Origin of the sequence: Pseudomonas sp. NPDC088414, assembly GCF_044753325.1 — a bacterium.
Lineage (GTDB): Bacteria > Pseudomonadota > Gammaproteobacteria > Pseudomonadales > Pseudomonadaceae > Aquipseudomonas.
Window position 1 is genome coordinate 291,135 of record NZ_JBIVMY010000003.1, and the last position, 26,877, is coordinate 318,011.

Sequence of the window (26,877 nt, forward strand, 5' to 3'; positions counted from 1 at the left end):
AAAAGGCTTCGGCTTCATCACTCCCCAATCCGGTGACGACCTGTTCGTTCACTTCAAAGCTATCCAATCCGACGGCTTCAAAAGCCTGAAAGAAGGCCAACAGGTTTCTTTCATCGCTACCCGCGGTCAGAAAGGCATGCAAGCTGAAGAAGTACAAGTTATCTAACTTGTAGCGTCTTTAGAAAAGAGCCCCGCCCTCAAAAGCGGGGCTTTTTTGTGGGCGCGTGTTTTTCAAGCGCAAAAAAAATCGCAGCCTTCGACAGCCCTCCTGTAGGAGCTGCCGCAGACTGCGATCTTTTGTTTGCGCCTTACCAGGCCACGCCAAACCCTGCGGTATAGCGGGTCTTGTTCAAATCTGCGTCCTTGGTACCACTGATGATGTCGCGTTCGGCCTTGAGGTTGAGCGAGGCCCAGTCGGTGACCTTGTAGCGCAAGCCCATCTCGGCATCCAGCGCGTAGTTGGCTACGTCAGACAGCGGCTTGCCCAGTTCGCCATTGGTGAAGAACTCGACTTTTTTTCCGATCAGGTAACGGTTGTAATCCCACTTCATGGCGACCGAGTAGAAGTTGTCCTTGCCGCCATCGCTGTACTCGTAATCGGTGCGGTTGAGCAGCGAGCCGAGCGAGAACGCGCCCAGTTCGTCATCCCAGAACTGGTAACCCGGACCGGTACCGACCACACGCTGACGCGACAGCTCTTCAACGTAGTCACGCTTGTAGTTCAGGCGACCCTGCCAGAACCACTTGTCAGTCAGGAAGCGGTCGAGTGCGTATTCGGCGCGCCAGTTATTGGTGGTGACCTGCTCGTCCTGCACTTCGCGGTTGTATTCGCCCTCGGCGGTGTGCCTCCAGCGGCCATGGCGCGCGGTGGTCTTGAAGTCGATGTCGTAGTCGTCGGTATCCTTTTCCGCACGCTGATAATCCAGCGCCAGGCCAACGTTACCCTTCCACACCAGATCCTCGACCACCGGTTTCGGCTTGAGAATCTGCTGAATGCTCGCCAGCTCCACGGTTTTCGGCGCTTCGCCGTTGGCCAAGGTGACCTTGCCATCATCGGCAGCGGTCAGCGACTTGGCTTTTTCACCGTTGTAGGCGTCCTGTTTGACCAGCAGCTCCTGATCGCTTTGCAGGGTCTTGACCTCTTTCCAGTCGATGCTGACCGCACCAGCATACTGGGTCTGGATCAGCAATTTGCCGCCATCGAAAACGGAAATCTTGCCGCTCAACTTGTCACCGTTTTTCAACCAGACGGTATCGGCAAGCAGCGGCGTGGAGGCACTGAAGACAGCAAGGCACAGCAAGGTTCTGGACAACATAAGCGGATCGAGGGCTCAAGTTTGCGAAAAAGGTCGGCATTATCCGTGGGAATAAGACCCTGACAAGGACTGACCGGGCGATTTCCATTGAGTTCATTTCTCATCTGGCCAACGAGCGATTACGCTTGAGCCCATCGACCCGACAGATGTTCAGGAATCGCGCAGGTGAAAGAGCCGAACCATCCCGATGAAAGCGAGGCGCAAATCCGACGCACGGCGCTTTATTCGACCCTTGCCCAGGTACCTGAAGGCAAGGTGGTCAGCTATGGTCAGTTGGCTGAACTCGCAGGCCTGGGGCGCGCCGCCCGCTGGGTCGGTCGGACCCTGAGCCAATTACCCGGCGATACCAAACTGCCGTGGCACCGGGTACTGGGTGCCGGCGGTCGGATCAGCCTGCCGCTGGGCAGCCCCTCGGGGGACGAACAACGGGCACGATTACGCTCTGAAGGCGTCACCGTCCTGAACAATCGTGTGGATATTCAGCGCCATGGCTGGCGTCCGGTAGAGCACAGCGGTTAGAGTGCGCGCTTTGTTTTCGCAATCTTGAGGCAGACTTCAGCCCATGCCCCGTAAAACCTGGCGCGCCGCGCTCGCCGCCTATGCCAGTCCCTCGACGCTCGTGCTGTTGTTGCTCGGTTTTGCTGCCGGCCTGCCGTACATGCTGGTGTTTTCGACGCTTTCCGTCTGGCTGCGTGAGGCCGGCGTTGCCCGTGAAACCATCGGCTACGCCAGCCTGATCGGCCTGGCCTACGCCTTCAAATGGGTCTGGTCACCGCTGCTCGACCAATGGCGCCTGCCTTTATTGGGCAAGTTGGGCCGCCGCCGTTCGTGGCTGGTGCTCTCGCAAACCCTGGTGATTCTGGGCCTGATCGGCATGGGCTTCTGTGACCCGCAGAAACACCTGTCCTGGCTGATTGCGATTGCCGTTATCGTCGCTTTCGCCTCCGCCACCCAAGACATCGCGGTCGACGCCTATCGCCTGGAAATCGCCGACGACAGCCGGCAGGCTGCGCTGGCGGCCAGTTACATGTCCGGCTATCGCGTCGCCGCCCTGTTGGCCACGGCGGGCGCACTGTTCTTCGCCGAAGGCTTCGGCTCCACCGGCTTCAACTATCAACATTCGGCCTGGACCGGCACCTACGCCCTGTTCGGCGTGTTGATGGTCCCTGCCCTGCTGACTTCGCTGCTGATGCGCGAGCCGCCGGTGCCGTTGCGCACGCAGCTGCAGGCCGGTCGCTACAGCTTTGTGCATCAACTGGCCTCGGTATTCGTGCTGATCGTGCTGTTGGTGTCAGTTCCGGCGATGTTTACCCAGCTGTACAACACCGATTTCGCCAGCGTGTTGTTCGGCAACATGAGCCCGCTCGACCTGCTGCTCGAAGACCGCGCCTTCCTGCGCGCCATTCTCTACACCCTGCTCACCGGTCTGTGCCTGTCGACCATGGGCCGTCGCGGCCTGGCCCCGGTGCTGACGCCGGTCAACGATTTCATCCTGCGCTACCGCTGGCAGGCATTGTTGTTGCTCGGGTTGATCGCCACCTACCGGATGTCCGACACGGTGATGGGCGTGATGGCCAACGTGTTCTACATCGACCAGGGCTTCACCAAGGACCAGATCGCCAGCGTCAGCAAGATCTTTGGCCTGATCATGACCCTCGTCGGTGCCGGCATGGGTGGTCTGCTGATCGTGCGCTTCGGCATCCTGCCGATCCTGTTCATCGGTGGCGCGGCTTCGGCGGCAACCAATCTGCTGTTCGTGATGCTCGCCGATATGGGGCCGAACCTGAAGATGCTGGTGGTCACCATTTCCCTCGACAACTTCAGTTCAGGGCTTGCGACCTCGGCGTTCGTCGCCTACCTGTCGAGCCTGACCAACCTGAAGTTCTCGGCCACCCAGTACGCCCTGCTCAGTTCGATCATGCTGTTGCTGCCACGCCTGATGGGTGGCTATTCAGGGGTGATGGTCGAGAAGTTCGGCTACCACAGCTTCTTCATGATCACCGCACTGCTCGGCGTGCCGACACTGCTGCTGATCGCCCTGCACTGGTTCCAGGAAAATCGCCGTGCGGGCCCGACGCCAACGCCAGAGCCTGCACCAACCTCCGTCGTCGAAGAGTCGTAGGACATTTCAGCTACGGCGGGAGGATTCCCGCCGTAGCGCCTCACCGCCGAGCGCAATCCTGTACGTCGGCAAATCTCGCCGGTACACTGCTCCGTCATTTCCAGTCATAGCAACCGACAACGGCCAACCATGCGCACCAGTCAATTTTTGCTCGCCACACAGAAAGAAACGCCTTCCGATGCGGTCGTCGTCAGCCACCAGCTGATGCTGCGCGCCGGCATGATCCGCAAACTCGCTTCGGGCCTGTACACCTGGCTGCCGATGGGCTTGCGGGTAATGCGCAAGGTTGAAGCCATCGTTCGCGAAGAGATGAACGCTGCCGGCTCTCTTGAAGTGTTGATGCCGAGCACCCAACCGGCCGAGCTGTGGCAGGAATCGGGACGCTGGGAAGAATACGGCCCTGAGTTGCTGCGCATCAAAGACCGCCACGGTCGCGACTTCTGCGCGGGCCCGACCCACGAAGAAGTGATCACCGATCTGATGCGCAACGAGTTGAGCAGCTACAAACAGCTGCCGATCAACCTGTACCAGATCCAGACCAAATTCCGTGACGAAATCCGCCCACGCTTCGGTTTGATGCGCGGCCGCGAATTCATCATGAAGGACGCCTACTCGTTCCACGCCGATCAGGCTTCGCTGCAGGTCACCTACGACCGCATGCATCAGGCGTACTGCAACGTGTTCAGCCGTCTGGGCCTGAAATTCCGTCCGGTTGAAGCTGACAACGGCTCGATCGGTGGCGCCGGCTCCCACGAGTTCCACGTACTGGCCGAGTCCGGCGAAGACGACATCGTCTTCAGCAACGGCTCCGACTACGCGGCGAACATCGAGAAAGCCGAAGCCGTGCCACGCGAAACCTCGCGTCCAGCGCCGGCCGAAGAGCTGCGCCTGGTCGACACTCCAGACACCAAGACCATTGCCGCGCTGGTGGAAAAATTCAATCTGCCGATTGAAAAGACCATCAAGACCCTGATCGTCCACGCCGAAGAGCCAGGCAAGCTGATTGCCCTGATCATCCGTGGCGACCATGAGCTCAACGAAATCAAGGCTGCCAATCAGCCAGGCGTGGCCAGCCCGCTGGTCATGGCTTCCGATGCCGAACTGCGTGACGCCATTGGCGCCGGCGCCGGTTCGCTCGGCCCGCTGAATCTGCCGCTGCCGGTCATCATCGACCGCTCGGTCGAGCTGATGAGCGACTTCGGCATCGGTGCGAACATCGACGACAAGCACTACTTCGGCGTGAACTGGGAGCGCGATCTGCCGGTTCCAACCGTTGCCGACCTGCGTAACGTCGTGGCCGGTGACCCAAGCCCGGACGGCAAAGGCACCCTGGAAATCAAGCGCGGCATCGAAGTCGGGCACATCTTCCAGCTGGGCAACAAGTACAGCAAGGCGATGAAGTGCGAAGTGCTGGGCGAGAACGGCAAGCCGGTCACCCTGGAAATGGGTTGCTACGGTATCGGCGTATCCCGCGTGGTCGCTGCCGCCATCGAGCAGAACAACGACGAAAAAGGCATCATCTGGAGCGACACCCTGGCGCCGTTCCAGATCGCTCTGGTACCGCTGCGTTACGAAACCGAGCAGGTGCGCGAAGCCACTGACAAGCTGTACGCAGAACTGACGGCGGCCGGTTTCGAAGTGCTGCTGGACGATCGCGACAAGAAAACCAGCCCGGGCATCAAGTTCGCGGACATGGAGCTGATCGGCATTCCTCACCGGATCGTGGTCAGTGACCGCGGCCTCGCCGAAGGCAACCTGGAATACAAGAGCCGCACCGAGGCCGAAGCGCAAGCGCTGCCGGTCGCCGATGTGCTGTCCTTCCTTCAGGCCCGTATCCGCCGCTGAATCCAGATAGAGACCTCATGTTCAAGCGAAACACCTTGGGCCTCGGTGGTGCCGCCTTGTGCGGCGCCCTGCTGGTCAGCGGCTGTGCCAATCAGATGTCACAGCGCAGCGAGCACGAAGAGCGGGTCGAGCGCAAATTGCTCGATCACAGCCTGCAGATCGATGTCGGTGAGCCCAAGGAGCTCGAGCTGCCGCAGCGTCGCGTGAAAATCAACGAACAGAAGACCTTCGAAGTCACCGAGTTCGAAGTCACCCGTCGTTACGATCGCTACACGCCTTATCAGCCCTGGCGCGAAATCTACGAGATCCCGCTGGGCGCAGTGGCCGTGGTCGCCGGTATCGGCGCCAATGTGGTCAACGTATTCGCTCTGGGCAACCTGCCGGACAGCGTGACCAAGGACTGGTTGAACTACGGCATTGCCGGGGTCAACCCGTTCATGAACGTGCAGTCCCACGGTCGTGCGCAACAGAACCTGGCCGGTATCGATGAAGTCCAGCGCGACAAACGCATGGAGTATTCGAGCCTGCCGTGGAGCGAGCGCCCGGTGCAGGTCAAGGCCGGCAAGCAGACCTTCGACATGACCACCGACCGCAACGGCGTGCTGCGCCTGAACCTGCTGGACAGTCCGTTCGCCGAAAATGACCTGAATCACATCGGCAAGCTGCAGATCAGCGTCGAAGACGGCAAGGATGACGTGCACAGCGATTCATCCCTGGCGATCAGCAGCCATTTGCGCAGCAAGTTGCTCGAAGCGCACGGGTTGATTTACGACGATCTGGAAGACGACGAAGTGAGCCAGTGGGTACACCGGGTCAAGCGTCTGTCGGAACTGGGTCTGGAGGAAGAGGCCAGCGAGCTGGAGCAAAGCCTGATCGAACTGACGCGCAACGATCCTGAGTTGCAGGCGGAATTTCTCAAGTCGCTGACCAAGGATGCGGGGCGCCTGGTTGCCGATCCGGGACCGAATTAAGCTTTGTTAAAAGATCGCAGCCTGCGGCAGCTCCTACATTGGAATACGTTCCCCCTGTAGGAGCTGCCGCAGGCTCGGGCCGCGTTCGGACGATCTTTTGCTTTAACGATCTACCGCTCAAACAGCTCCATCTGCTCAAACCCACCGCGCAAATCCTCCAGCCTGACCCCCACCCCCAACAACCGCACCGGTTTCCCGCCCCGGTTGAACGCCTGCGTCAGCATCAACTGATAACTGCCCAGATCGCGCCCTGCCCCGGCCTGCTCCAGTGTGGTTTGAGTAAAATCATGGAACTTCACTTTGACGAACGGCTTGCCCGGGCGATAACTGCTGTCGATCCGCTCCATGCGGGTTTTCAGGGTTTCCAGCAGCTCCGGCAGTTTGTCGAGGCAACTGCGCAGATCCGGCAGATCGACGTCGTAGGTGTTTTCCACACTGATTGACTGACGGCGGCTGTCGTTGTGCACCAACCGATCATCGATCCCACGGGCCAGACTCCAGAGTCGCTCACCGAAACTGCCGAATTCACGCACCAGCGCCAACTTGTCCCACTCGCGCAGTTGCAGGCAATCGACGATGCCGAGCTTGCCCAGTTTGTCGGCAGTGACTTTGCCGACGCCGTGCAATTTGCTCACCGGCAAGCCACTGACGAAATCCTCGACCTGATCCGGGGTAATCACGAACAACCCGTTGGGCTTCCTCCAGTCGCTGGCGATCTTGGCCAGAAACTTATTCGGCGCGACACCCGCCGAAACAGTGATGTGCAACTGATTGGAAACCCGCCGCCGAATATCCTGGGCGATGCGCGTGGCACTGCCGCCAAAATGCGCGCTGTCGGAGACGTCGAGATAAGCCTCATCCAGCGACAGTGGCTCGATCAGGTCGGTGTAATCGCGAAAGATCGTATGGATTTCCTTCGAGGCTTCGCGATAGGCCTCCATGCGCGGCTTGACGATGGTCAGGTGGGGGCACAGTTTCAAGGCATGCCCGGACGACATTGCCGAACGTACGCCATACGCTCGCGCTTCATAGTTGCAGGTGGCAATGACCCCACGTCGATCTGCCGATCCGCCTACCGCCAGAGGCTTGCCGGCCAGATTCGGGTCGTCGCGCATCTCGATGGCGGCGTAGAAACAGTCACAGTCGACGTGGATGATTTTTCGCTGGGTCATGACAGAAAAGGAAACATGGCGAGCCGGAAACGCAGTATCTCACTCGCACCTGTATATAGCACCAGTGGTCTGAAGGTTCTTTTCAGGTTGTAGGAAAACAACCATGAATTTATTTTCTCAATCGAAAATCACCGACCGATAGAGCTGAAAGCCTTGCCCCACCTGCCCTGCGCGCCCTTCTCCTGCACTGCAAAAAGCGCTAAGCGATTGAACAGGAACAGATTTATCCAGATTCAAGGTTGACACCCCGGCGATCCTCTGTAGAATGCCGACACACAGACGCGGGATGGAGCAGTCTGGTAGCTCGTCGGGCTCATAACCCGAAGGTCGTCGGTTCAAATCCGGCTCCCGCAACCAAACATCAAAAAAGGCTACTCGAAAGAGTGGCCTTTTTTGTGCCTGTCTGTTTTTCAGACCGGCCTCCGCATCACGCACATCCGGGCGAACAGGAATTCGTTGCATTTCCGAAACTTACCGATGGGCTGCGACCGTTTGACGCAAATTCACACTTATTTGACCCATTACGGGATTAGCGGTTGACACCTCGCCGTTCGCCTGTAGAATGCCGCCACACAGACGCGGGATGGAGCAGTCTGGTAGCTCGTCGGGCTCATAACCCGAAGGTCGTCGGTTCAAATCCGGCTCCCGCAACCAAACATCAAAAAAGGCTGCTCGAAAGAGTGGCCTTTTTTGTATCTGTGGAAAAAGTCCTTTCGCAACAATGATCTGTCACGCTGCAGTGAAACGCTCAGGATCATCAGACCCGCCAAGTTGCGACTATGCTTGAGTCGCAGGCAAGACGTCTGCAATCCATGACCCGCCCTCGCCGATCCCGGATGAGAGGCGTAGTATTTTGTGATTATTTTTTTCTACAGGGATTGGTAACTTGGCTGGATACCTCCATCCTGTCGCGCACAATCCAAGAGGTGATTGATGCGCGCCAACTCGTCTGATTCACAAGACACCGTCACAGCAGAACATCCGATCAAACCCGAGCGCCTGCGCTTGCTGGATCGGTTGAGCAAATATCGCCAGCCGATCGGTCTGGCGGTCACGTTGCTGCTGTTTGCCATTGCGCTGATTGCCTGTCGCCATCTGCTGAGCGAGCTCGATCTCTACGCACTCCACGACTCGATCCTGGCCGTGCCGAAACCGGCCTTGCTCGGTGCAGTGGGTGCAACAGTTGTCGGCTTCATCATTTTGCTGGGCTATGAATGGTCCGCCAGCCGCTATGCCGGCGTGACGCTGCCGCCACGCACTCTGGCGCTGGGCGGTTTCACCGCGTTTGCGATTGGCAATGCCATCGGTCTGTCGCTGCTGTCTGGCGGCTCGGTGCGCTACCGTTTATATGCACGTCATGGTCTGGGGGCGTCGGAAGTCGCGCACATGACCCTGTTCGCCAGCCTGTCGCTGGGGTGTGCCCTGCCACCGCTGGCCGCTCTCGCGACCCTGAGCGATCTGCCCGCCGCCTCCACCGCACTGGGTCTGTCAGAGGCCCTGCTTGGCACGATCGCCATGGTGGTGCTGGGTCTGGGCGCGATTCTGGCCGTCGGCATCTATCGCCGCCGCTTGCCCGAGCAACCGTACCGCGACAACCTGCTGGTCAGGGCCGGTCGCCGGACGCTGCGCCTGCCGGGCCGACGCCTGACCTTCCTGCAACTGATCATTACCGCCCTCGACGTCGCCGCAGCCGCCACCGTGCTCTACCTGCTGCTGCCGGAAGCCCCGCCGTTCGGCGCCTTCCTGCTGGTGTACCTGCTGGCCCTGGCCGCGGGTGTCCTCAGTCACGTACCGGGGGGTGTAGGGGTTTTCGAAGCGATCCTGCTGGCCGCGTTCGCCGATACCCTCGGGGCCGCGCCACTCGCCGCCGCCCTGCTGCTCTATCGTCTGATCTATGTGGTGCTGCCGCTGCTGGTGGCCTGCCTGTTTTTGCTGATCAACGAAGGCCAGCGCCTGTTCCAGACCCAGACCATGCGCGCAGCGTCCGGTCTGGCCGCGCCGATTCTGGCGGTGCTGGTGTTCCTGTCCGGTGTGGTACTGCTGTTTTCCGGCGCCACCCCGGAGATCGACACGCGTCTTGAACACATCGGCTTTCTGATCCCGCATCGCCTGGTCGACGCCTCGCACTTCGGCGCCAGCCTGATCGGTGTGCTGTGCCTGATGCTGGCGCAGGGCCTGCGCCGTCGCCTGTCAGCCGCATGGATGCTGACCACCATCCTGTTGCTGGTCGGCGCCCTGCTCTCGCTGCTCAAAGGCTTCGACTGGGAAGAAGCCACGCTGATGACACTCACCGCTGCGTTGCTGGGGGTGTTCCGCCGTTCGTTCTATCGCCCGAGCCGCCTGACCGAACTGCCGTTCTCGCCGCTGTATCTGGTGGCCAGCCTGTGCGTCCTCGGCGCCTCGACCTGGCTGCTGCTGTTCGCCTATCAGGACGTTCCATACAGCCATCAACTGTGGTGGCAGTTCACCCTTGACGCTGACGCCCCGCGCGGCCTGCGTTCGCTGCTCGGTGCTGCCGTGCTGCTGCTGGTGATCGCCCTGACCTGGCTGCTGCGTACCGCACGCCCGGTGATTCACCTGCCGACACCTGACGAACTCGATCGCGCGGCGAAAATCCTGATGGCCTCGTCGCAACCTGACGGCGGCCTCGCCCTGACCGGCGACAAGGCGCTGCTGTTCCATCCCAACGACGAAGCCTTCCTGATGTACGCCCGCCGCGGCCGCAGTCTGGTAGCGCTGTACGACCCGATCGGCCCCGGCCAGCAACGTGCGGAAATGATCTGGCAGTTCCGCGACCTGTGCGACATCCATCACGCACGTCCGGTGTTCTATCAGGTACGCGCCGAAAACCTGCCGTACTACATGGACATCGGCCTGACCGCGATCAAGCTCGGCGAAGAAGCCCGGGTCGATCTGCATCGCTTTGACCTGGAAGCCAAAGGCAAAGAGATGAAGGACCTGCGCTACACCTGGAACCGTGGCACCCGTGACGGTCTGTCGCTGGAAATCCATGAGCCGGGCCTGGCGCCGATGGACGAGTTGAAAGTGATTTCCGATGCGTGGCTGACCGGCAAGAACGTGCGCGAGAAAGGTTTCTCCCTCGGCCGTTTCAGCGACGATTACCTGAAGCATTTCCGCATTGCGGTGATCCGCTTCGAAGGTCGCCCGGTGGCGTTCGCCAACCTGCTCGAGACTTACAGCCATGACCTGGCCAGCCTCGATCTGATGCGCTCGCACCCGGACGCCCCCAAGTTGACCATGGAATACCTGATGGTCGGCCTGATTCAACACTATAAGAGTCACGGATACGCGCGCTTCAGCCTGGGCATGGTGCCGTTGTCGGGGTTGCAACCCCGGCGTGGTGCACCGCTGACCCAGCGTCTGGGCTCGATGGTCTTCCGCCGTGGTGAGCAGCTGTACAACTTCCAAGGCTTGCGCCGCTTCAAAGACAAGTTCCAGCCTGACTGGGAACCCCGTTATATGGCAGTGCCCGCCGGACTCGATCCGCTGGTGGCGCTGGCCGATACTGCCGCCCTGATCGCGGGCGGCTTGACTGGATTGGTGAAACGCTGATGATTCAACGCTCCCTGAAGTACATCCTGGCCGCACTGATCGTGCTGGCCGTGATTGCCGGCGGCGGTTACTGGTACCTCAAACGCCCGGCACCGCAACCGACGCTCGAAGCAAAAACGGCCGCCGACGGCACGGTCATGACCCGCGTCATTCCCGGCACCCAGCCCAAGGCTCAGGTGCTGGTCGCGGTCAATGACGACCAGAAGCTGACCGACAACCAACTGAGCACCCTGAGCCGCAGCGCCTCGGCGCAAATCGTTCAGGTGATTCTGCCCAAGGACTGCCTGCAACAGAGCCGCGCCCTGCAAACCGGCCTGCGCGAACTGAATGGCCCGGCCACGCTGGTCAGCGGTATCGGCCCTGGTGCGGTACTGGCCTGGCGCTGGCTGTCCGAGCAGAAGGACGACAAGGCCCAGGCGATCTCGGTCGACCTGGCGCTGGAAAAACCCGGTTGCACCCACCTGCTGCCGAAATCCGCCGCCCACGGCCACTGGCTGGTGGCGTGGAACGACAACCCGGACGACACCAGCGCCGGTTTCGTGCGCGATCAACCGAACGCCGAAACCAGTATCAGCGACTACGACATCAACCTGCCGCAAGTGCTGAACAACGAGTTGCGCAAGATCCTCGTTGGCGGCGACAAGGCCAACGGCGGTCTGGCGATCCCGGTGGTTGAAGTGCCGGCCGGTCAGGCCAAAGACACCGTGACCCTGTTCCTGTCCGGTGATGGCGGCTGGCGCGACCTCGACCGCGACGTAGCGGGCGAGATGGCCAAGATCGGCTACCCGGTGGTCGGCATCGACACCCTGCGCTACTACTGGCAACACAAGAGCCCGGAGCAAAGCGCGCTGGACCTGACCGAACTGATGCAGCATTACCGGCAGAAATGGGGCACCAAGCGCTTCATCCTCACCGGTTACTCGTTCGGTGCCGACGTCCTGCCGGCGATCTACAACCGTCTGCCGGACACCGAGCAGCAACGCGTCGACGCCATCATTCTGCTGGCTTTCGCCCGCACCGGCAGCTTCGAAATCGAAGTCGAAGGCTGGCTCGGCAACGCCGGCAAAGAAGCCGCCACCGGCCCGGAAATGGCCAAGCTGCCTGCCGCCAAAGTGGTGTGCATCTACGGCGCCGAAGAAACCGACGAAAGCGGCTGCACCGACAAGACTGCCGTTGGCGAAGCGGTGAAACTGCCCGGCGGCCACCACTTCGACGAGAACTACCCGGCGCTGGCCAAGCGTCTGGTGGACTTGATCGAGAAGCGTCAGAGCAAGGATCAGCCGGCAGAGTGATCTGAGCCGGCAGCACAAAAAGCCCCCGCAGCCTCACGATTGCGGGGGCTTTTTACATTCCGGCAATCCACACATTTCCCTGTGGGAGCGAGCTTGCTCGCGAAGGCGGCGTGTCAGCTAACGGGTTCGTCGACTGACACTACGCCTTCGCGAGCAAGCCCGCTCCCACAGGGTCAGTTTCGTGCCAGATGTTTAGTTTCGTTTACTTCCAGTTTCGCAATATCGGATGACGCCCACAGACCTTGTAGGCAAACTCCGAAACTCGTGTTTGGGCGCTTTGCGGCTCTATTGCGCTGTTTTTTGACGGGATACTCTCCGGATGTCGCTGACCCATTCAGCGATCGGGTGTGGTAACCCGGAGAAACCAGCGCAAGAGCCCGCTTATCGAGTAATGGCGGCTGTGCGTGGGACGCTTTCGAGCGTGCCGGTTTCCTTGGTTCCCGGTTTACCACCCTGCGTACAGTCGCCTCCCTTTCGTGTGGTAACGAAAGTCGCGGCACTTCGAACCAAGGAGTAACACGATGACCGAAACTGATCTGCACGGACCCGCAAACGTTAAAACCATCGGCTTCACCCCCTTCCTCTACCACTCGGATCAAGCGTTCTTCAATGTCCGCTCTGGCATCCCGATCCTCGATGCACTGTCCCAATCCTCCGACCTGCTGTCCCTCGCCAAATCATTCACCGAAGACGCTGCCTTCACCAGAGACACCGACCGCCACGCCTGGGCTGCGCATTACCTGACGGTGATGGGCAAGGCTTTGCTTGATGACGTGATTCAGGCATTGATGCCGCGACCTGCGCGCACGAAGACCGAGTCTGAAACAGAGATACCTGAAAGCCTGTAGAGGTTTGAAGATCAAAAGATCGCAGCCTTCGGCAACTCCTACATGGAATGCGAAACCTGTAGGAGCTGCCGAAGGCTGCGATCTTTTGATCTGAAGTTGCCGCCCACAAAAAAGCCCCCGCCAGCCACAAGGCTGACGGGGGCTTTCCAGTCAGGGCGCGGCTACATCTCCACCTGCGTCCCCAACTCAATCACCCGGTTCAGCGGCAGATTGAAGAACCGCAAGTTGCCGTTGGCATTCTTCAACATGAACGCAAACAGCGCCTCGCGCCAACGGGCCATGCCTTCGAGTTTCGAGGCGATCACCGTTTCGCGGCTGAGGAAGTAAGTAGTGCGCATCGGGCTGAAATCCAGTTCATCCAGATGACACAGCTTCAGCGCCTGTGGCACGTCCGGCTCGTCGGTGAAGCCGAAGTGCAGGATGACGCGGAAGAAGCCTTCGCCGTGGGCCTCGACTTCGAAGCGCCGCGATGGCGGCACGCGCGGGATGTCTTCGTAGACCACGGTCAGCAGCACCACTTGCTCGTGCAGCACCTGGTTATGCAGCAGGTTGTGCAACAGCGCATGTGGCACGGCGTCGGAGCGCGCGGTGAGGAACACCGCAGTGCCCTGCACGCGGTGCGGCGGTTGTACGCGGATGCTGCTGATGAAGATCGGCAGCGGCAGCGCGCCTTCGTCGAGGCGTTCGACCAGCAATTGCTTGCCGCGCTTCCAGGTGGTCATCAGCACGAACAGGGCGATACCGGCGATGACCGGGAACGCACCGCCCTGGACGATTTTCGGCACGTTGGCGGCGAAGTACAGACCGTCCACCAGCAGGAAACCGATCAGCACCGGCACCGCGAGGATCGGTGGCCACTTCCACAGCAGCAGCATGACCGCCGACACCAGAATGGTGGTCATCAGCATGGTGCCGGTTACCGCCACGCCGTAAGCCGAGGCCAGTGCACCTGAGGATTCGAAGCCGAGTACCAGCAGCACAACGCCGACCATCAGCGACCAGTTCACCGCGCCGATGTAGATCTGGCCCTGCTCGTCGCTGGAGGTGTGCTGGATGTACATGCGCGGAATGTAGCCGAGCTGGATCGCCTGACGGGTCAGGGAGAACGCACCGGAAATCACCGCTTGCGAAGCGATCACCGTGGCCAGGGTCGACAACCCCACCAGCGGAATCAGCGCCCAGCTCGGCGCCAGCAGGTAGAACGGGTTACGCGCCGCTTCCGGGTTTTCCAGCAGCAAGGCGCCCTGACCGAAGTAGTTCAGCACCAGCGCCGGCAGCACCAGCAGGAACCACGCACGGGCAATCGGCTTGCGCCCGAAGTGGCCCATGTCGGCGTACAGCGCTTCGGCACCGGTCAGCGCCAGCACCACGGCGCCGAGGATCGCCACGCCCATGCCAGTGTGAACCATGAAAAAGCGCACGGCCCAGACCGGATTCATCGCGTGCAGCACTTCCGGGTAATGGCTGATGCCGTAAACGCCGAGGGCGCCGAGCACCAGGAACCAGGTGACCATGATCGGCCCGAACAGAATGCCGATCCGCGCCGTGCCGTGGCTCTGGATCAGAAACAACCCGACCAGCACCACCAGCGACAGCGGCACCACCCAGTGGTCGATGCCGTCGAACGCCAGCCCCAGGCCTTCAATGGCCGACAATACGGAAATCGCCGGGGTGATCATGCTGTCGCCGTAAAACAGCGCCGCGCCGATCAGTCCGCAAACCACCAGCAACGAACGCAACTTCCTGCGCTCCCCCGCCGCACGCCGTGCCAGCGCGGTGAGCGCCATGATGCCGCCCTCGCCCTGGTTGTCGGCGCGCAGGACGAACATCATGTACTTGATCGAGACGACCCAGATCAGCGACCAGAAGATCAACGACAGAATGCCCAGCACCCCGTCGTGATTGACGGGCACGCCATAGCCGCCGGAAAACACTTCTTTGAGGGTGTACAACGGGCTCGTGCCGATGTCGCCGTAAACCACTCCGACTGCCGCGACCAGCATGCTCAGCGGTTTTGCAGCCGAATGCTCGGCGCCCGCCGCCTGACTACTTGCCTGACCCATCCAACACTCCTACTTCTCAGAACCGGCTTCTTTGAATGAAGCACTATGCTTTGTGGTGCAGCATGCGCTGTTTTACCTGTTGTTACAGACGTTTTGTTGACTGTAAAAAATTGGTAAAGCTCAACGGCGCGAAGCATAGCGCAGCACTCGTCGTATTTCCCTGCATAAAGCTGGTCAAGTGCGTTGCTCATCGCTAGAATTGCGCACTTTTTGATCAGAGGCGCACCCTAAGCGCCCATCCGTCGGTTTTCCCACACGGCAAGCGACGTCACAAAACACCGAGGTTAGACATGTCCACCACTCCTGCGCCGGCCAATCCAAAGGTTGGCTTCGTATCTCTGGGTTGCCCGAAAGCACTGGTCGACTCCGAGCGCATCCTGACCCAGCTGCGCATGGAAGGCTATGACGTGGTGTCCACCTATCAGGACGCTGACGTGGTCGTGGTCAACACCTGCGGTTTCATCGACTCGGCCAAGGCTGAGTCGCTGGAAGTGATCGGTGAAGCGATCAAGGAAAACGGCAAGGTCATCGTGACCGGCTGCATGGGCGTGGAAGAAGGCAATATCCGCGACGTGCACCCGAGCGTGCTGTCCGTCACCGGTCCGCAGCAGTACGAGCAAGTGGTCAACGCCGTGCACGAAGTGGTGCCGCCGCGTCAGGATCACAACCCGCTGATCGACCTGGTGCCGCCGCAAGGCATCAAGCTGACTCCGCGTCACTACGCTTATCTGAAGATTTCCGAAGGCTGCAACCACAGCTGCAGCTTCTGCATCATCCCGTCGATGCGCGGCAAACTGGTCAGCCGTCCGGTGGGCGACGTGCTCGACGAAGCCCAGCGTCTGGTCAAGTCCGGCGTCAAAGAGCTGCTGGTGATTTCGCAAGACACCAGCGCCTACGGCGTCGACGTGAAATACCGCACCGGTTTCTGGAACGGCGCGCCGGTGAAAACCCGCATGACTGAACTCTGCGAAGCACTGAGCACCCTCGGCGTGTGGGTCCGTCTGCACTACGTTTACCCGTACCCGCACGTTGACGAGCTGATCCCCCTGATGGCCGCCGGCAAGATCCTGCCGTACCTGGACATCCCGTTCCAGCACGCCAGCCCGAAAGTGCTGAAGTCGATGAAGCGCCCGGCGTTCGAAGACAAAACCCTGGCGCGGATCAAGAACTGGCGCGAAATCTGCCCGGACCTGATCATCCGTTCGACCTTCATCGTCGGCTTCCCGGGCGAAACCGAAGAAGACTTCCAGTACCTGCTGAACTGGCTGACCGAAGCCCAACTCGACCGCGTCGGCTGCTTCCAGTACTCGCCGGTGGAAGGCGCGCCGGCCAATGATCTGGATCTGGAAGTAGTGCCGGACGACGTCAAGCAGGACCGTTGGGAGCGCTTCATGGCGCACCAGCAGGCGATCAGCTCGGCACGCCTGCAGATGCGCATCGGTCGCGAGATCGAAGTGCTGGTGGACGAAGTCGACGAGCAAGGCGCGGTTGGCCGCTGCTTCTTCGATGCCCCGGAAATCGACGGCAACGTGTTCATCGACAACGGCAGCAACCTCAAGCCGGGCGACAAGGTCTGGTGCAAGGTGACTGACGCCGACGAATACGACCTGTGGGCTGAACAGATCTAAACACCGCACCCCCTGTAGGAGCTGCCGAAGGCTGCGATCTTTTGCTCTTGAAAGATCGCAGCCTCGTTTCACTCGACAGCTCCTACAGGGATTGCGCTGATATCAAAAGCCTCGCTCTTTTTTACGAGATGCGGGGCTTTTTTACGGCTATCGTTTGCTGTGGGAAGGAATCCCGCTTATCCACTGGAAAGAGGCCATCGGGCATGCGTCAGCATTCGGTCATTCACACGCCGAAACTCAGCGACTATCAGGAACTGACCCGGGTCTGGGAGGCCTCGGTCCGCGCGACCCATGATTTTCTGCCGGACAGCTACATCGAGTTGCTGCGCAATCTGGTGCTCACTCGCTACCTCGATGCAGTGATGCTGATCTGCACCAAGGACGCCAATCAACGCATTACCGGTTTTGCCGGGGTGGCGGCGGGCAAGATTGAAATGCTGTTCATCGACCCGGCGCACCGTGGTCAGGGGCTGGGCAAGAAATTGCTGAATTACGCCATGCAGCACCTGAACGCCGATGAACTGGACGTCAACGAACAAAACCCACAGGCGTTGGGGTTTTACTTCAAGCAGGGTTTTGAAGTGATCGGGCGCTCGGAAGTGGATGGCATGGGCCAGCCGTACCCGTTGCTGCATATGCGCTTGCGCCAGAGTCAGCAGCGCTCCAGCCATGCCTGACATAACACATCGCCCTGTGTAGGAGCTGCCGAAGGCTGCGATCTTTGCCTTTAAAGATCAAAAGATCGCAGCCTTCGGCAGCTCCTACAAATGGAACCGGGCTTAACCGGCGCCAGGCAGGTACAATGCCCACCCCTTTTTTGTTACGGCCCTGTCATGACTGACCCGATTCGCCTCTCCAAACGCCTCATCGAACTGGTCGGTTGCTCCCGCCGGGAGGCCGAGCTGTTCATCGAGGGCGGCTGGGTCACCGTGGACGGCGAAGTGATCGACGAACCGCAATTCAAGGTCGACGACCAGAAAGTCGAACTCGACAAGGACGCCAAGGCCACCGCGCCAGAGCCGGTGACCATCCTGCTCAACGTGCCGGCCGGCATGAGCGCTGAAGACGCCATGCAGTCGCTCGGCGCCGACACCCTCAGCGAAGAACACCGCTACGGCAAACGTCCGTTGCGCGGGCATTTTCTGCGCCTGACCGCCAGCGCCGATCTGCAGCCCAAGGCCAGCGGACTGCTGGTGTTCACTCAGGACTGGAAAGTGCTGCGCAAGCTCACCGCCGACGCCGCCAAGATCGAGCAGGAATACGTGGTCGAAGTCGAAGGCGACATGGTTGCTCACGGTCTCAACCGCCTGCAGCACGGGCTCACGCACAAGGGCAAGGAACTGCCGCCGGTCAAGGCCAGCTGGCAGAACGAAAACCGCCTGCGCTTCGCCATGAAGAATCCGCAGCCGGGGATCATCGCCCAGTTTTGCGAAGCGGTTGGCCTGAAGGTCATCGGCATTCGCCGCATCCGCATCGGCGGTGTGTCGATCGGCAAGGTCCCGGTCGGCCAATGGCGCTACCTGTCCGGCAAAGAGAAGTTCTGAAGCCTCCGTTGCCCACACATTCCGGCAGCGTGCCTGCGCGTTGCCCACAACGATTATCAGGATTACCCACATGATTCATAACGACGTACTGCGCAGCGTGCGCTACATGCTCGACATCAGCGACAAGAAAGTCATCGAGATCATCAAGCTCGGCGGCCTGGACGTGGAGCTGAAGGATGTCGTCGCGTACCTCGACAAGAAAGAAGAAGACGAAGAAGGCTTCGTGCGCTGCCCGGACGAAGTCATGGCGCACTTCCTCGACGGTCTGGTGATTTTCAAGCGCGGCAAGGACGAAAGCCGTCCGCCGCAACCGATCGAAGTGCCGGTGACCAACAACATCATCCTGAAAAAGCTGCGCGTGGCCTTCGAACTCAAAGAAGACGACATGCACGCGATCCTCAAAGCTGCCGAATTCCCGGTGTCCAAGCCTGAGCTGAGCGCGTTGTTCCGCAAGGTCGGCCACACCAACTACCGTCCATGCGGCGATCAGTTGCTGCGTAACTTCCTCAAGGGCCTGACCCTGCGCGTTCGCGGCTGATCACCGAGCATGACTTACAGCGTCTCCCCTATCGGCTTCGTACGCTCCTGCTTCAAGGAGAAGTTCGCCATCCCGCGCCAGCCGCAACTGGCCCCCGCCGCCCGTGGCGTACTGGAACTGGTGGCGCCGTTCGATCAGGGGGATGCCGTGCAGGGGCTGGAGCAGGTCAGCCATGTCTGGCTGTTGTTCCTGTTTCATCAGGCCCTGGAAGAAAAGCCGCGCCTGAAAGTGCGCCCGCCACGGCTGGGCGGTAACAGGTCGATGGGTGTGTTCGCCACCCGTGCGACGCATCGGCCCAATGGCATCGGGCAGTCAGTGGTGAAGCTGGACAAGGTCGAGGCCAATCGGCTGTTCATTTCGGGGATCGACTTGCTCGACGGCACGCCGATTCTCGACATCAAACCTTATGTGCCTTACGCCGATATCATCCCCGAAGCCTCCAACAGCATCGCCAGCGCCGCGCCACAGCTGATTGACGTGCAGTGGACGGACGCCGCGCTGCAACAGGCGCACGGGCATGCTCAGCGCCTTGGCGAGCCTTTGGTCGAGTTGATCGAGCAGTGCCTGGCTCAGGATCCGCGCCCGGCGTATCAGACGCCGGCGCCTGAGCGCGAGTACGGCGCGCAGTTCTGGGATCTGGACGTGCGTTGGCATTACCCGACGCCGGAGCAGATTTGCGTGCTGGAAGTCATCCCCGCCTCGGCGTAATCCCGGAAACGAAAAAGCCCGCGCTGCCTTCTCAGGCAACGCGGGCTTTCGCTTTTCTGTAGGAGTGAGCCTGCTCGCGATTGCGTTGGGTCAGTCAAGATTGATACCGACTGACACGGCCCTATCGCAAGCAGGCTCACTCCTACATTTTGTTTCTTACTTCTCGACGAACGCACGCTCGATCAGGTAGTCACCCGGCTCGCGCATCCGCGCCGAGATCTTCAGGCCGAAGCTGTCGAGCACTTCGCTGGTCTCGTCGAGCATGCTCGGGCTGCCGCAGATCATCGCGCGGTCGTCCTGCGGGTTGATCGGTGGCAGGCCGATGTCGCTGAACAGCTTGCCGCTGCGCATCAGGTCGGTCAGACGGCCCTGGTTCTCGAACGGCTCGCGAGTCACGGTCGGGTAGTAGATCAGCTTGTCACGCAGCGCTTCGCCGAAGAACTCGTTCTGCGGCAGGTGCTCGGTGATGAATTCGCGGTAGGCGACTTCGTTGACGTAGCGCACGCCGTGCACCAGGATCACTTTCTCAAAGCGCTCGTAGGTTTCCGGGTCCTGGATCACGCTCATGAATGGCGCAAGACCGGTGCCGGTGCTCAGCAGGTACAGATGCTTGCCCGGGTTCAGGTCGTCCAGCACCAGAGTGCCGGTAGGCTTCTTCGAGATGATGATCTCGTCGCCTTCCTTCAGGTGCTGCAGTTGGGAGGTCAGCGGACCGTCCTGCACCTTGATGCTGAAGAACTCCAGATGCTCTTCCCAGTTCGGGCTGGCGATCGAGTAAGCGCGCATAAGCGGGCGGCCGTTGGGCTGTTGCAGGCCGATCATCACGAACTGACCGTTCTCGAAGCGCAGGCCCGGATCACGGGTGCACTTGAAGCTGAACAGAGTGTCGTTCCAGTGATGAACACTGAGGACACGCTCGTGGTTCATGTTGCTCATGTACGTGGGACTCCTGGATATTGGGTCTGCGCTCGGCTTTGCGGCCGACAGTGCGCAATTGCAACGCATTCTAATAGCGACGACAATATCTGTTAACTGGATTATTAAGATAAGGGTTATCGGTTATATCGATATGCGATTTACTCTTCGTCAACTGCAAGTCTTCGTCGCCGTCGCCCAGCAGGAAAGCGTATCCCGTGCTGCGGGTCTGCTCAACCTCTCGCAATCGGCGGCGAGCACCTCGATCACCGAACTGGAGCGCCAGTCCAGCTGCCAGCTGTTCGATCGCGCCGGCAAACGGCTGAGCCTCAACGCCCTCGGCAAACAGCTGTTGCCGCAAGCGGTGGCCCTGCTCGACCAGTCCAAGGAAATCGAAGACCTGCTCAACGGCAAATCCGGTTTCGGCTCACTGTCAGTGGGCGCCACCCTGACTATCGGCAATTATCTGGCGACCCTGTTGATCGGCGGCTTCATGCAGCGCCATCCGGAAAGCCAGGTGAAACTGCATGTGCAGAACACCGCCAATATCGTGCATCAAGTGGCCCACTATGAAATTGATCTGGGTCTAATCGAAGGCGACTGCAGCCACCCGGACATTGAAGTGCAGAGCTGGGTCGAGGATGAGCTGGTGGTGTTCTGTGCGCCGCAACATCCGCTGGCCAAACGCGGCAGTGCGACCATGGAAGAGCTGACCCACGAAGCGTGGATCCTGCGTGAACAAGGCTCCGGCACACGGCTGACCTTCGATCAGGCCATGCGTCACCATCGCAGTGCGCTGAATATCCGTCTGGAGCTGGAACACACCGAAGCGATCAAACGCGCGGTGGAATCAGGATTGGGGATTGGCTGCATTTCACGGCTGGCGCTGCGTGATGCGTTCCGCCGTGGCAGTCTGGTGGCGGTGGAAACCCCGGATCTGGATCTGGCCCGGCAGTTTTACTTCATCTGGCACAAGCAGAAATACCAGACCTCGGCCATGCGCGAGTTTCTCGATCTGTGCCGCGCTTTCACCGCCGGGGTGCAGCGCAGCGACGAGATCGTCTTGCCAAGTATCGCTTAAAGCAGAATCACCGCCCACACCAGGGCAATCATGCTCAGGGCCACGAATTGCGCGGCGCTGCCCATGTCCTTGGCGTTTTTCGACAGCGGGTGCAATTCCAGGGAAATGCGGTCAATGGCCGCTTCCACTGCCGAGTTCAGCAGCTCGACGATCAACGCCAGCAGGCACACGGCGATCAGCAGCGCCTGTTCAACGCGACTGACATTCAGGAAGAACGTCAACGGAATCAGCACCACATTGAGCAGCACCAATTGGCGGAACGCTGCTTCGCCGGTGAAGGCTGCGCGCAGGCCGTCCAGCGAGTAACCGGAAGCGTTGAGGATGCGTTTCAGGCCGGTCTGGCCCTTGAAAGGTGACATAACGTAAAAACCAACCAGAAAGGAGTGGGAAAGCTAGAGCAACAAAAGTCAAAAAAGCGTGAAGACGACCGCCATTATTGGCTCGGAATTGACTCAAGTTGTTGCAGAAGTAATGCCGCTTGTGTCCGGGTGCGCACGTTCAGCTTGCGAAAAATTGCGGTGACGTGGGCCTTGATGGTCGCCTCGGACACGTTCAACTCATAGGCGATCTGCTTGTTCAGCAAGCCTTCACAGACCATGGTCAACACGCGGAACTGCTGCGGCGTCAGGCTGGCGAGACCGTCGCTGGCGGCCTTGGCCTCGTCAGAGACACTCACCGCTTCGAACGCCTGCGGCGGCCAGAACACATCGCCATCGAGCACTTTGCGCACGGCTTGCTGAATCACGCTGAGGTCGCTGGACTTGGGAATGAAGCCACTGGCGCCAAACTCACGGGACTTGACCATGACTGACGCTTCTTCCTGCGCCGAGACCATCACCACCGGAATCTGCGGATATTGACCGCGCAGCATGACCAACCCGGAAAAGCCGAACGCCCCGGGCATGTTCAGGTCCAGCAAGACCAGATCCCAGTCGGATTTTTCGGTCAGGCGTGCTTCCAGCTCGGCGATGCTCGCCACCTCCACCAGTCGAACGTCCGGGCCAAGACCCAGGGTCACTGCCTGATGCAGTGCGCTGCGAAACAGAGGGTGATCATCGGCAATCAGGATGTCGTATGTGGCCATTTTTCAAATGATCCTGTTTTTTGATGGCAGACGCGGCGCATTCCGGTCTGGCCAAAGCAACTCGAGATGCCGCTTTTGAAGCGATATCCACAGGGGCACGTTCAACGCCAATCTCTTGCAAACACGGCGTTTCAAACCTTGGCCGCGCCCCAATCGGCGCCAAGCATGCCCAGCGAAGCCGGGGTGGTCAAGCAGCACGGCCGCCGCTGGGTGAAGTATGGGCCACTATGGGGCCAACACCGCTTGCGGCTTTCGTATATAAGGCAACAACTCGGCATGGGCCGGCGTCGACTCGTTGAGATCCAGCTGTTGTTTGGCGCCCAGATAATGCTGGCTGAACACATCGAAATAGGCGTCCAGTGCCGACGCGGCGTCGCTGTCGCCTGCCAGTTCCAGGCACAACGCCGCTACTTCGGCGGTGCACAAATGCTCGCTGCGGGTGGAACGGCGCAGGCGATAGCGCGAAAGTTTATCGGGCAGCAGGCTGAGAATCGGCAAGCGGTCGAAGTACGGACTCTTGCGGAAGATCTTGCGCGCCTCGGTCCAGGTCGCGTCCAGCAGAATGAACAGCGGTCGCTTGCTGCTATCGAGTGCGACGGTGTTGGTTACCCGCGACGGCTCGACGTATTCGCCGGGAAACACCAGATACGGCTGCCATTGCGGATCGTTGAGCAGCGCCAGCATCTGTTCGTCCGGCTCGGTGCGCGACCAGATGAATGCATGGTTGTCGCGCACCACATCGGCGATCAGCCAGCCGGTGTTGCTCGGCTTGAACACTTCCTTGCCGGTCATGATCAGGCACACACCGGAACGGGTGTCGACCGTCGGGCGCCAGGCACACAGGCAATGGCTGATGATCACCCGACAGTCGCGGCAACGCTCGGAGCGAAAACCCCGGGCCTGAATCGGCTTGATACCTTCATCTTCGCGCTGGTCGCGCAGGCGGGCGACGGCGTTGGGGGCATGATTCATTGCAGACAGCGCCCGGAGGCAGGAAAACTCGACACGAACAACACTCGGCAAGGCAATAAAGATCGCCAGTTTATCAGAGCAACGGGCACAAGCCTGTACCGTCCAGACCGGCTCCCCTATAATTCGCCGCCACTGAACGCACAGCCACGGGGCTGGTCGAACCACCAGTCACTGAATCAGGAGAGTTTCATGCTGCGCCTTATCGTTCCTACCGCGGCCATCGCATTGGCGTTGTCCTTCAGCGCACAGGCTGCGTCCCTGAAAGAGCAGAATCTGAATCGCGAACTGCGCAACATCGCTGAACAAAGCAGCGTCGGCACACCACGGGCGATCAACGAAGACATTCTCGATCAGGGCTACACCGTTGAAGGCATCACCCTGATCAACCACCTGAGCGTGCAGGCAAGCCACGCCGAAAAGATGCGCGCTGATCCAAAAGCGGTGTATTTCCAGCTGGGTGCTTCGGTGTGCAATAACCCGTCGTACCGCAAGCTGATGGCCAAAGGCGCGGTCATGCGTTACGACTTCAGTGAATATAAAACCAACAAGGCCATCGGTTCGGCCAGCTACCAGGATTCCGACTGCCCGAAAGCGGCCCCGGCGAAGAAGAAGTAATCATCCGGTGTTGGCGCGCCGTTGTTCATCCTCGGCGCGCAATTCGGCCACCAGGGCCTGCAAATAACGAGAGCGTCGCTCTCCCCCTGCCAGCCGACGGCAGCACTCCTCTTCGAGACTCACTTGATTGGTCTCGGCTGATGCTTTCAGCATCCGATACAACTGCGTATCGATTTCCAGAACCACTCTGGCCATCTATCCCGCCTCCTTGCCACCCGCGAATCCTTGAAAAGCGTGCACCTTGCGTACAGACGTTGTCGCAAAACTGTCGTACGGTGCCTGTAAGTCAGTAAATCAGAGCGATTGCTCTACGGTGGACGTTCGGACGAGCGGTGAATTCATTGCGGCAAAGAACAATGAGCGGTTGCCTGGAGCGAGTCTGCATGGCAATGATGAAGTCAGCGCAATTGCGTGCAAGGGTCTAGATTCAAAGTATTCCCGATCATCTGTTCACGGCAGCAAAGGAACTGCCGATCGTGTGTGTTTTTGCAGCGCGGCACTGACGCCGCACGTCAGAGCCACCGCTCTGTGCAGAAGGAGACGTTGAATGCCTTACCAACCGAATGACCTGCTCAGCCGGCATTTTCAGGAACAACTCCCCGACCTCATCAGCAGGGTCGAAGAACAACTCACTCAGGTTTCTCCCGACAGCCCGAACCTGCCGATTTACCGCGACATGATCCTGACCGTGCTGCGCATGGCCCAGGAAGATCACAACCGCTGGAACGCCAAGATCACCCTGCAAGCCCTGCGCGAACTGGAGCAGGCGTTCCGGGTGCTGGAACAATTCAAGGGACGACGCAAAGTCACGGTATTCGGCTCGGCGCGCACGCCGGTCGAGCACCCCCTGTATGCAATGGCCCGTGAACTCGGCGCAGCCCTGACCCGATCAGACATGATGGTCATCACCGGTGCGGGTGGCGGGATCATGGCTGCCGCGCACGAAGGCGCCGGGCGCGATCACAGTCTCGGGTTCAACATCACCCTGCCCTTCGAACAACATGCAAACCCGACCGTGAATGGCACTGGCAACCTGCTGCCATTCCATTTCTTCTTCACCCGCAAACTGTTCTTCGTCAAGGAAGCCGATGCGCTGGTGCTGTGCCCTGGCGGGTTCGGCACCCTGGACGAAGCACTGGAAGTACTGACACTGATCCAGACCGGCAAAAGCCCACTGGTGCCCGTGGTGTTGCTGGACGTGCCGGGGGGTACATTCTGGCAAGGCGCCCTGGATTTCATTCGTCAGCAGCTCGAAGAAAACCACTACATCCTGCCCACCGACCTGCAACTGATGCGACTGGTCTACAGCGTCGACGAGGCGGTGCAGCAGATCAACCAGTTCTACAGCAACTTCCACTCCAGCCGCTGGCTCAAGCGTCAGTTCGTGATTCGTATGCATCACAAGCTCAGCGAGCAGGCACTGGAACATATGCAGCAAGCCTTTGCCGATCTGTGCCTGAGCGACCAGTTCCATCAACACGCCTACAGCGGCGAGGAACACGACGAAGCGCAGTACAGCCATCTGGTGCGGCTGGCCTTCGCGTTCAATGCCCGGAACCATGGCCGACTCAGGGAACTGGTGGATTACATCAACCTCCCGGAAAACTGGGCTCACAGCAAACCGCAGACCACTCAACGTGCCCGTGAGCCATCAAAGGTAATCTGAAGGCAAAAAAAAACGGCCCGCTATTTTCATAGCGGGCCGTTTTTGTTCAACCGACTTAATCGTCCATCCCTCTGCCGCTGAACAAGCGGTTGATCATCTCCATCGAAAAGCCCCGATAGGCTAGAAAGCGGCCTTGTTTGGCGCGTTCCTTGGCATCAATCGGCAAATGCCCGGAGAACTTGCGCTGCCACGTCTCCCGAAGCTGCTCCTGCCAGTCGATACCGCTTTCACGCAGGGCGAGTTCGATATCGGCGCGTTGCAAACCACGCTGGCCCAACTCTTCACGAATACGCAAAGGGCCGTAACCGGAACGGGCACGGTAGGAAACAAAGCTTTCAAGGTAACGGGCTTCGGAAAGCAGCCCCTCTTCCGTCAACCGGTCGAGGGCTGTTTCGATCATTTCCGCCTCGGCGCCGCGCTGACGCAGTTTACGCGTCAGCTCGACTCGACCATGCTCGCGTCGAGCGAGCAGGTCCATGGCGGTTCGCCGCACCGCGACGAGGGTATCGAGTACGGCGGTGGTCATCGCTGTTATCAGATATCAGCGTCAGCCAGGTCGTCTTCGGTCTCTTTGACCGCAGAGGCCTTGGAGTCCGCGATCACCGCTGGCGACAGCAGTTTGTCACGCAGCTGCTTCTCGAGCTTGGCAGCGACTTCCGGGTTGTCTGCCAGGAACTTGGCCGAGTTGGCCTTGCCCTGACCGATCTTGGTGCCTTCATAGGCGTACCAGGCGCCGGATTTCTCGACGAAGCCGTGCAGCACGCCCAGGTCGATCATCTCGCCATTGAGGTAGATGCCCTTGCCGTAAAGAATCTGGAACTCGGCCTGACGGAACGGCGAAGCCACCTTGTTCTTCACAACCTTGACCCGGGTTTCGCTGCCGACCACATCGTCGAATTCCTTCACCGAGCAGGAAATGAGGAT

Annotated in this window: 25 protein-coding genes, 2 tRNA genes and 1 pseudogene; 18 read left to right on the plus strand and 10 right to left on the minus strand. The window is 60.0% G+C overall.

The window, feature by feature from the left end:
* The coding region (locus tag ACIP8I_RS06415; RefSeq protein WP_400759607.1) for a cold-shock protein at positions 1-166 on the plus strand (166 nt) is incomplete at its 5' end.
* A 142-nt stretch (positions 167-308) separates the two neighbouring features.
* On the opposite strand, the gene ACIP8I_RS06420 is transcribed toward ACIP8I_RS06415, so the two are convergent.
* The gene (locus ACIP8I_RS06420) at positions 309-1,316 is read right to left on the minus strand and encodes a DUF481 domain-containing protein (RefSeq protein WP_007961919.1); all 1,008 of its coding nucleotides are present in this window, start codon (positions 1,314-1,316) and stop codon (positions 309-311) included.
* Between the two features lie 165 nt (positions 1,317-1,481).
* Here ACIP8I_RS06420 and ACIP8I_RS06425 point away from each other — a divergent pair, with 165 nt between their 5' ends.
* The 4 genes from ACIP8I_RS06425 (at position 1,482) to ACIP8I_RS06440 (ending at position 6,254) form a co-directional block, all read left to right on the plus strand.
* A complete protein-coding gene (locus ACIP8I_RS06425; RefSeq protein ID WP_400759575.1) occupies positions 1,482-1,835 on the plus strand; it encodes an MGMT family protein in 354 nt (117 codons plus the stop codon).
* Positions 1,836-1,878: 43 nt separating this feature from the next.
* Positions 1,879-3,438, plus strand: coding sequence for an AmpG family muropeptide MFS transporter (locus ACIP8I_RS06430; RefSeq protein ID WP_007961922.1), 1,560 nt, complete (start codon positions 1,879-1,881; stop codon positions 3,436-3,438).
* 129 nt (positions 3,439-3,567) lie between these two features.
* Positions 3,568-5,283 carry a proline--tRNA ligase gene (locus ACIP8I_RS06435; protein WP_400759577.1) on the plus strand — a complete coding sequence of 572 codons (1,716 nt, stop codon included), beginning with the start codon at positions 3,568-3,570 and terminating at the stop codon, positions 5,281-5,283.
* Positions 5,284-5,300: 17 nt separating this feature from the next.
* Complete coding sequence (locus ACIP8I_RS06440) at positions 5,301-6,254, plus strand: hypothetical protein (RefSeq protein WP_007966680.1); 954 nt, start codon at positions 5,301-5,303, stop codon at positions 6,252-6,254.
* Between the two features lie 110 nt (positions 6,255-6,364).
* On the opposite strand, the gene dinB is transcribed toward ACIP8I_RS06440, so the two are convergent.
* Positions 6,365-7,426 carry a DNA polymerase IV gene (gene dinB / locus ACIP8I_RS06445; RefSeq protein ID WP_400759579.1) on the minus strand — a complete coding sequence of 354 codons (1,062 nt, stop codon included), beginning with the start codon at positions 7,424-7,426 and terminating at the stop codon, positions 6,365-6,367.
* 280 nt (positions 7,427-7,706) lie between these two features.
* Between dinB and ACIP8I_RS06450 the strand changes: the two genes are divergently transcribed.
* The 5 genes from ACIP8I_RS06450 (at position 7,707) to ACIP8I_RS06470 (ending at position 13,139) form a co-directional block, all read left to right on the plus strand.
* Positions 7,707-7,783: transfer RNA gene (locus ACIP8I_RS06450), tRNA-Met, on the plus strand.
* Between the two features lie 220 nt (positions 7,784-8,003).
* Positions 8,004-8,080, plus strand: a tRNA-Met gene (locus ACIP8I_RS06455).
* 279 nt (positions 8,081-8,359) lie between these two features.
* On the plus strand, positions 8,360-10,999 hold the full coding sequence (gene mprF, locus ACIP8I_RS06460) for a bifunctional lysylphosphatidylglycerol flippase/synthetase MprF (protein ID WP_400759581.1): 2,640 nt from the start codon (positions 8,360-8,362) through the stop codon (positions 10,997-10,999).
* A complete protein-coding gene (locus tag ACIP8I_RS06465; protein WP_400759583.1) occupies positions 10,999-12,291 on the plus strand; it encodes a virulence factor family protein in 1,293 nt (430 codons plus the stop codon). Before mprF ends, ACIP8I_RS06465 begins: the two co-directional genes overlap by 1 nt.
* Positions 12,292-12,812: 521 nt before the next feature.
* Entirely contained in the window at positions 12,813-13,139 is a 327-nt protein-coding gene (locus ACIP8I_RS06470) for a DUF3077 domain-containing protein (RefSeq protein WP_400759586.1), read from the plus strand.
* 161 nt (positions 13,140-13,300) lie between these two features.
* On the opposite strand, the gene ACIP8I_RS06475 is transcribed toward ACIP8I_RS06470, so the two are convergent.
* Complete coding sequence (locus tag ACIP8I_RS06475; protein WP_371921134.1) at positions 13,301-15,142, minus strand: potassium transporter Kup; 1,842 nt, start codon at positions 15,140-15,142, stop codon at positions 13,301-13,303.
* A gap of 350 nt (positions 15,143-15,492) precedes the next feature.
* Here ACIP8I_RS06475 and rimO point away from each other — a divergent pair, with 350 nt between their 5' ends.
* From rimO to tsaA, 5 genes are all read left to right on the plus strand, one after another.
* Positions 15,493-16,830: a 30S ribosomal protein S12 methylthiotransferase RimO gene (rimO, locus tag ACIP8I_RS06480; protein ID WP_400759588.1), complete on the plus strand. Its 1,338-nt coding sequence runs from the start codon at positions 15,493-15,495 to the stop codon at positions 16,828-16,830.
* A 203-nt stretch (positions 16,831-17,033) separates the two neighbouring features.
* Positions 17,034-17,507 (plus strand): GNAT family N-acetyltransferase, encoded by a 474-nt coding sequence (locus tag ACIP8I_RS06485; protein WP_400759591.1) that lies wholly within the window; start codon positions 17,034-17,036, stop codon positions 17,505-17,507.
* Positions 17,508-17,663: 156 nt separating this feature from the next.
* Positions 17,664-18,374, plus strand: a complete 711-nt coding sequence (locus tag ACIP8I_RS06490; RefSeq protein ID WP_400759593.1) for an rRNA pseudouridine synthase — start codon at positions 17,664-17,666, stop codon at positions 18,372-18,374.
* A 70-nt stretch (positions 18,375-18,444) separates the two neighbouring features.
* Positions 18,445-18,912 carry a DUF1456 family protein gene (locus ACIP8I_RS06495; protein ID WP_041072212.1) on the plus strand — a complete coding sequence of 156 codons (468 nt, stop codon included), beginning with the start codon at positions 18,445-18,447 and terminating at the stop codon, positions 18,910-18,912.
* A gap of 9 nt (positions 18,913-18,921) precedes the next feature.
* A complete protein-coding gene (gene tsaA, locus ACIP8I_RS06500; RefSeq protein ID WP_400759596.1) occupies positions 18,922-19,620 on the plus strand; it encodes a tRNA (N6-threonylcarbamoyladenosine(37)-N6)-methyltransferase TrmO in 699 nt (232 codons plus the stop codon).
* A 156-nt stretch (positions 19,621-19,776) separates the two neighbouring features.
* On the opposite strand, the gene fpr is transcribed toward tsaA, so the two are convergent.
* The gene (gene fpr, locus ACIP8I_RS06505) at positions 19,777-20,556 is read right to left on the minus strand and encodes a ferredoxin-NADP reductase (protein WP_007908723.1); all 780 of its coding nucleotides are present in this window, start codon (positions 20,554-20,556) and stop codon (positions 19,777-19,779) included.
* Positions 20,557-20,689: 133 nt separating this feature from the next.
* On the opposite strand from fpr, the gene ACIP8I_RS06510 reads away from it, so the two are divergent.
* Entirely contained in the window at positions 20,690-21,616 is a 927-nt protein-coding gene (locus ACIP8I_RS06510; RefSeq protein WP_007964377.1) for a LysR family transcriptional regulator, read from the plus strand.
* On the opposite strand, the gene ACIP8I_RS06515 is transcribed toward ACIP8I_RS06510, so the two are convergent.
* The 3 genes from ACIP8I_RS06515 to ACIP8I_RS06525 all read right to left on the minus strand — a co-directional run bounded on the left by ACIP8I_RS06515 (position 21,613) and on the right by ACIP8I_RS06525 (position 23,672).
* Positions 21,613-21,975, minus strand: a complete 363-nt coding sequence (locus tag ACIP8I_RS06515) for a diacylglycerol kinase (protein WP_003222276.1) — start codon at positions 21,973-21,975, stop codon at positions 21,613-21,615. The two genes, ACIP8I_RS06510 and ACIP8I_RS06515, sit on opposite strands and share 4 nt — an antisense overlap.
* Positions 21,976-22,049: 74 nt before the next feature.
* A complete protein-coding gene (erdR, locus tag ACIP8I_RS06520) occupies positions 22,050-22,700 on the minus strand; it encodes a response regulator transcription factor ErdR (protein ID WP_367083434.1) in 651 nt (216 codons plus the stop codon).
* A 225-nt stretch (positions 22,701-22,925) separates the two neighbouring features.
* Positions 22,926-23,672, minus strand: coding sequence for a tRNA-uridine aminocarboxypropyltransferase (locus ACIP8I_RS06525; protein WP_400759599.1), 747 nt, complete (start codon positions 23,670-23,672; stop codon positions 22,926-22,928).
* A gap of 189 nt (positions 23,673-23,861) precedes the next feature.
* Here ACIP8I_RS06525 and ACIP8I_RS06530 point away from each other — a divergent pair, with 189 nt between their 5' ends.
* On the plus strand, positions 23,862-24,287 hold the full coding sequence (locus tag ACIP8I_RS06530) for a PA3611 family quorum-sensing-regulated virulence factor (protein WP_007964371.1): 426 nt from the start codon (positions 23,862-23,864) through the stop codon (positions 24,285-24,287).
* Here ACIP8I_RS06530 and ACIP8I_RS06535 read toward each other — a convergent pair whose 3' ends face one another.
* Entirely contained in the window at positions 24,288-24,482 is a 195-nt protein-coding gene (locus tag ACIP8I_RS06535; RefSeq protein ID WP_007964369.1) for a hypothetical protein, read from the minus strand.
* A 352-nt stretch (positions 24,483-24,834) separates the two neighbouring features.
* Here ACIP8I_RS06535 and ACIP8I_RS06540 point away from each other — a divergent pair, with 352 nt between their 5' ends.
* A complete protein-coding gene (locus ACIP8I_RS06540; protein WP_400759601.1) occupies positions 24,835-25,953 on the plus strand; it encodes a TIGR00730 family Rossman fold protein in 1,119 nt (372 codons plus the stop codon).
* A gap of 55 nt (positions 25,954-26,008) precedes the next feature.
* Here the strand turns inward: ACIP8I_RS06540 and recX are convergent, their stop codons facing one another.
* A complete protein-coding gene (gene recX, locus ACIP8I_RS06545) occupies positions 26,009-26,479 on the minus strand; it encodes a recombination regulator RecX (RefSeq protein WP_003222270.1) in 471 nt (156 codons plus the stop codon).
* A gap of 8 nt (positions 26,480-26,487) precedes the next feature.
* A pseudogene (locus ACIP8I_RS06550) lies at positions 26,488-26,877 on the minus strand (DNA recombination/repair protein RecA); the annotation flags it as partial.

Coding starts and splice junctions, on each gene's coding strand:
- ACIP8I_RS06420 (WP_007961919.1), bottom strand. CDS start 1,316: ATGTTGTCCAGAACCTTGCTGTGCCTTGCTGTCTTCAGTGCCTCCACG.
- ACIP8I_RS06430 (WP_007961922.1), top strand. CDS start 1,879: ATGCCCCGTAAAACCTGGCGCGCCGCGCTCGCCGCCTATGCCAGTCCC.
- ACIP8I_RS06435 (WP_400759577.1), top strand. CDS start 3,568: ATGCGCACCAGTCAATTTTTGCTCGCCACACAGAAAGAAACGCCTTCC.
- ACIP8I_RS06440 (WP_007966680.1), top strand. CDS start 5,301: ATGTTCAAGCGAAACACCTTGGGCCTCGGTGGTGCCGCCTTGTGCGGC.
- dinB (WP_400759579.1), bottom strand. CDS start 7,426: ATGACCCAGCGAAAAATCATCCACGTCGACTGTGACTGTTTCTACGCC.
- mprF (WP_400759581.1), top strand. CDS start 8,360: ATGCGCGCCAACTCGTCTGATTCACAAGACACCGTCACAGCAGAACAT.
- ACIP8I_RS06465 (WP_400759583.1), top strand. CDS start 10,999: ATGATTCAACGCTCCCTGAAGTACATCCTGGCCGCACTGATCGTGCTG.
- ACIP8I_RS06470 (WP_400759586.1), top strand. CDS start 12,813: ATGACCGAAACTGATCTGCACGGACCCGCAAACGTTAAAACCATCGGC.
- ACIP8I_RS06475 (WP_371921134.1), bottom strand. CDS start 15,142: ATGCTGGTCGCGGCAGTCGGAGTGGTTTACGGCGACATCGGCACGAGC.
- rimO (WP_400759588.1), top strand. CDS start 15,493: ATGTCCACCACTCCTGCGCCGGCCAATCCAAAGGTTGGCTTCGTATCT.
- ACIP8I_RS06485 (WP_400759591.1), top strand. CDS start 17,034: ATGCGTCAGCATTCGGTCATTCACACGCCGAAACTCAGCGACTATCAG.
- ACIP8I_RS06490 (WP_400759593.1), top strand. CDS start 17,664: ATGACTGACCCGATTCGCCTCTCCAAACGCCTCATCGAACTGGTCGGT.
- ACIP8I_RS06495 (WP_041072212.1), top strand. CDS start 18,445: ATGATTCATAACGACGTACTGCGCAGCGTGCGCTACATGCTCGACATC.
- tsaA (WP_400759596.1), top strand. CDS start 18,922: ATGACTTACAGCGTCTCCCCTATCGGCTTCGTACGCTCCTGCTTCAAG.
- fpr (WP_007908723.1), bottom strand. CDS start 20,556: ATGAGCAACATGAACCACGAGCGTGTCCTCAGTGTTCATCACTGGAAC.
- ACIP8I_RS06510 (WP_007964377.1), top strand. CDS start 20,690: ATGCGATTTACTCTTCGTCAACTGCAAGTCTTCGTCGCCGTCGCCCAG.
- ACIP8I_RS06515 (WP_003222276.1), bottom strand. CDS start 21,975: ATGTCACCTTTCAAGGGCCAGACCGGCCTGAAACGCATCCTCAACGCT.
- erdR (WP_367083434.1), bottom strand. CDS start 22,700: ATGGCCACATACGACATCCTGATTGCCGATGATCACCCTCTGTTTCGC.
- ACIP8I_RS06525 (WP_400759599.1), bottom strand. CDS start 23,672: ATGAATCATGCCCCCAACGCCGTCGCCCGCCTGCGCGACCAGCGCGAA.
- ACIP8I_RS06530 (WP_007964371.1), top strand. CDS start 23,862: ATGCTGCGCCTTATCGTTCCTACCGCGGCCATCGCATTGGCGTTGTCC.
- ACIP8I_RS06535 (WP_007964369.1), bottom strand. CDS start 24,482: ATGGCCAGAGTGGTTCTGGAAATCGATACGCAGTTGTATCGGATGCTG.
- ACIP8I_RS06540 (WP_400759601.1), top strand. CDS start 24,835: ATGCCTTACCAACCGAATGACCTGCTCAGCCGGCATTTTCAGGAACAA.
- recX (WP_003222270.1), bottom strand. CDS start 26,479: ATGACCACCGCCGTACTCGATACCCTCGTCGCGGTGCGGCGAACCGCC.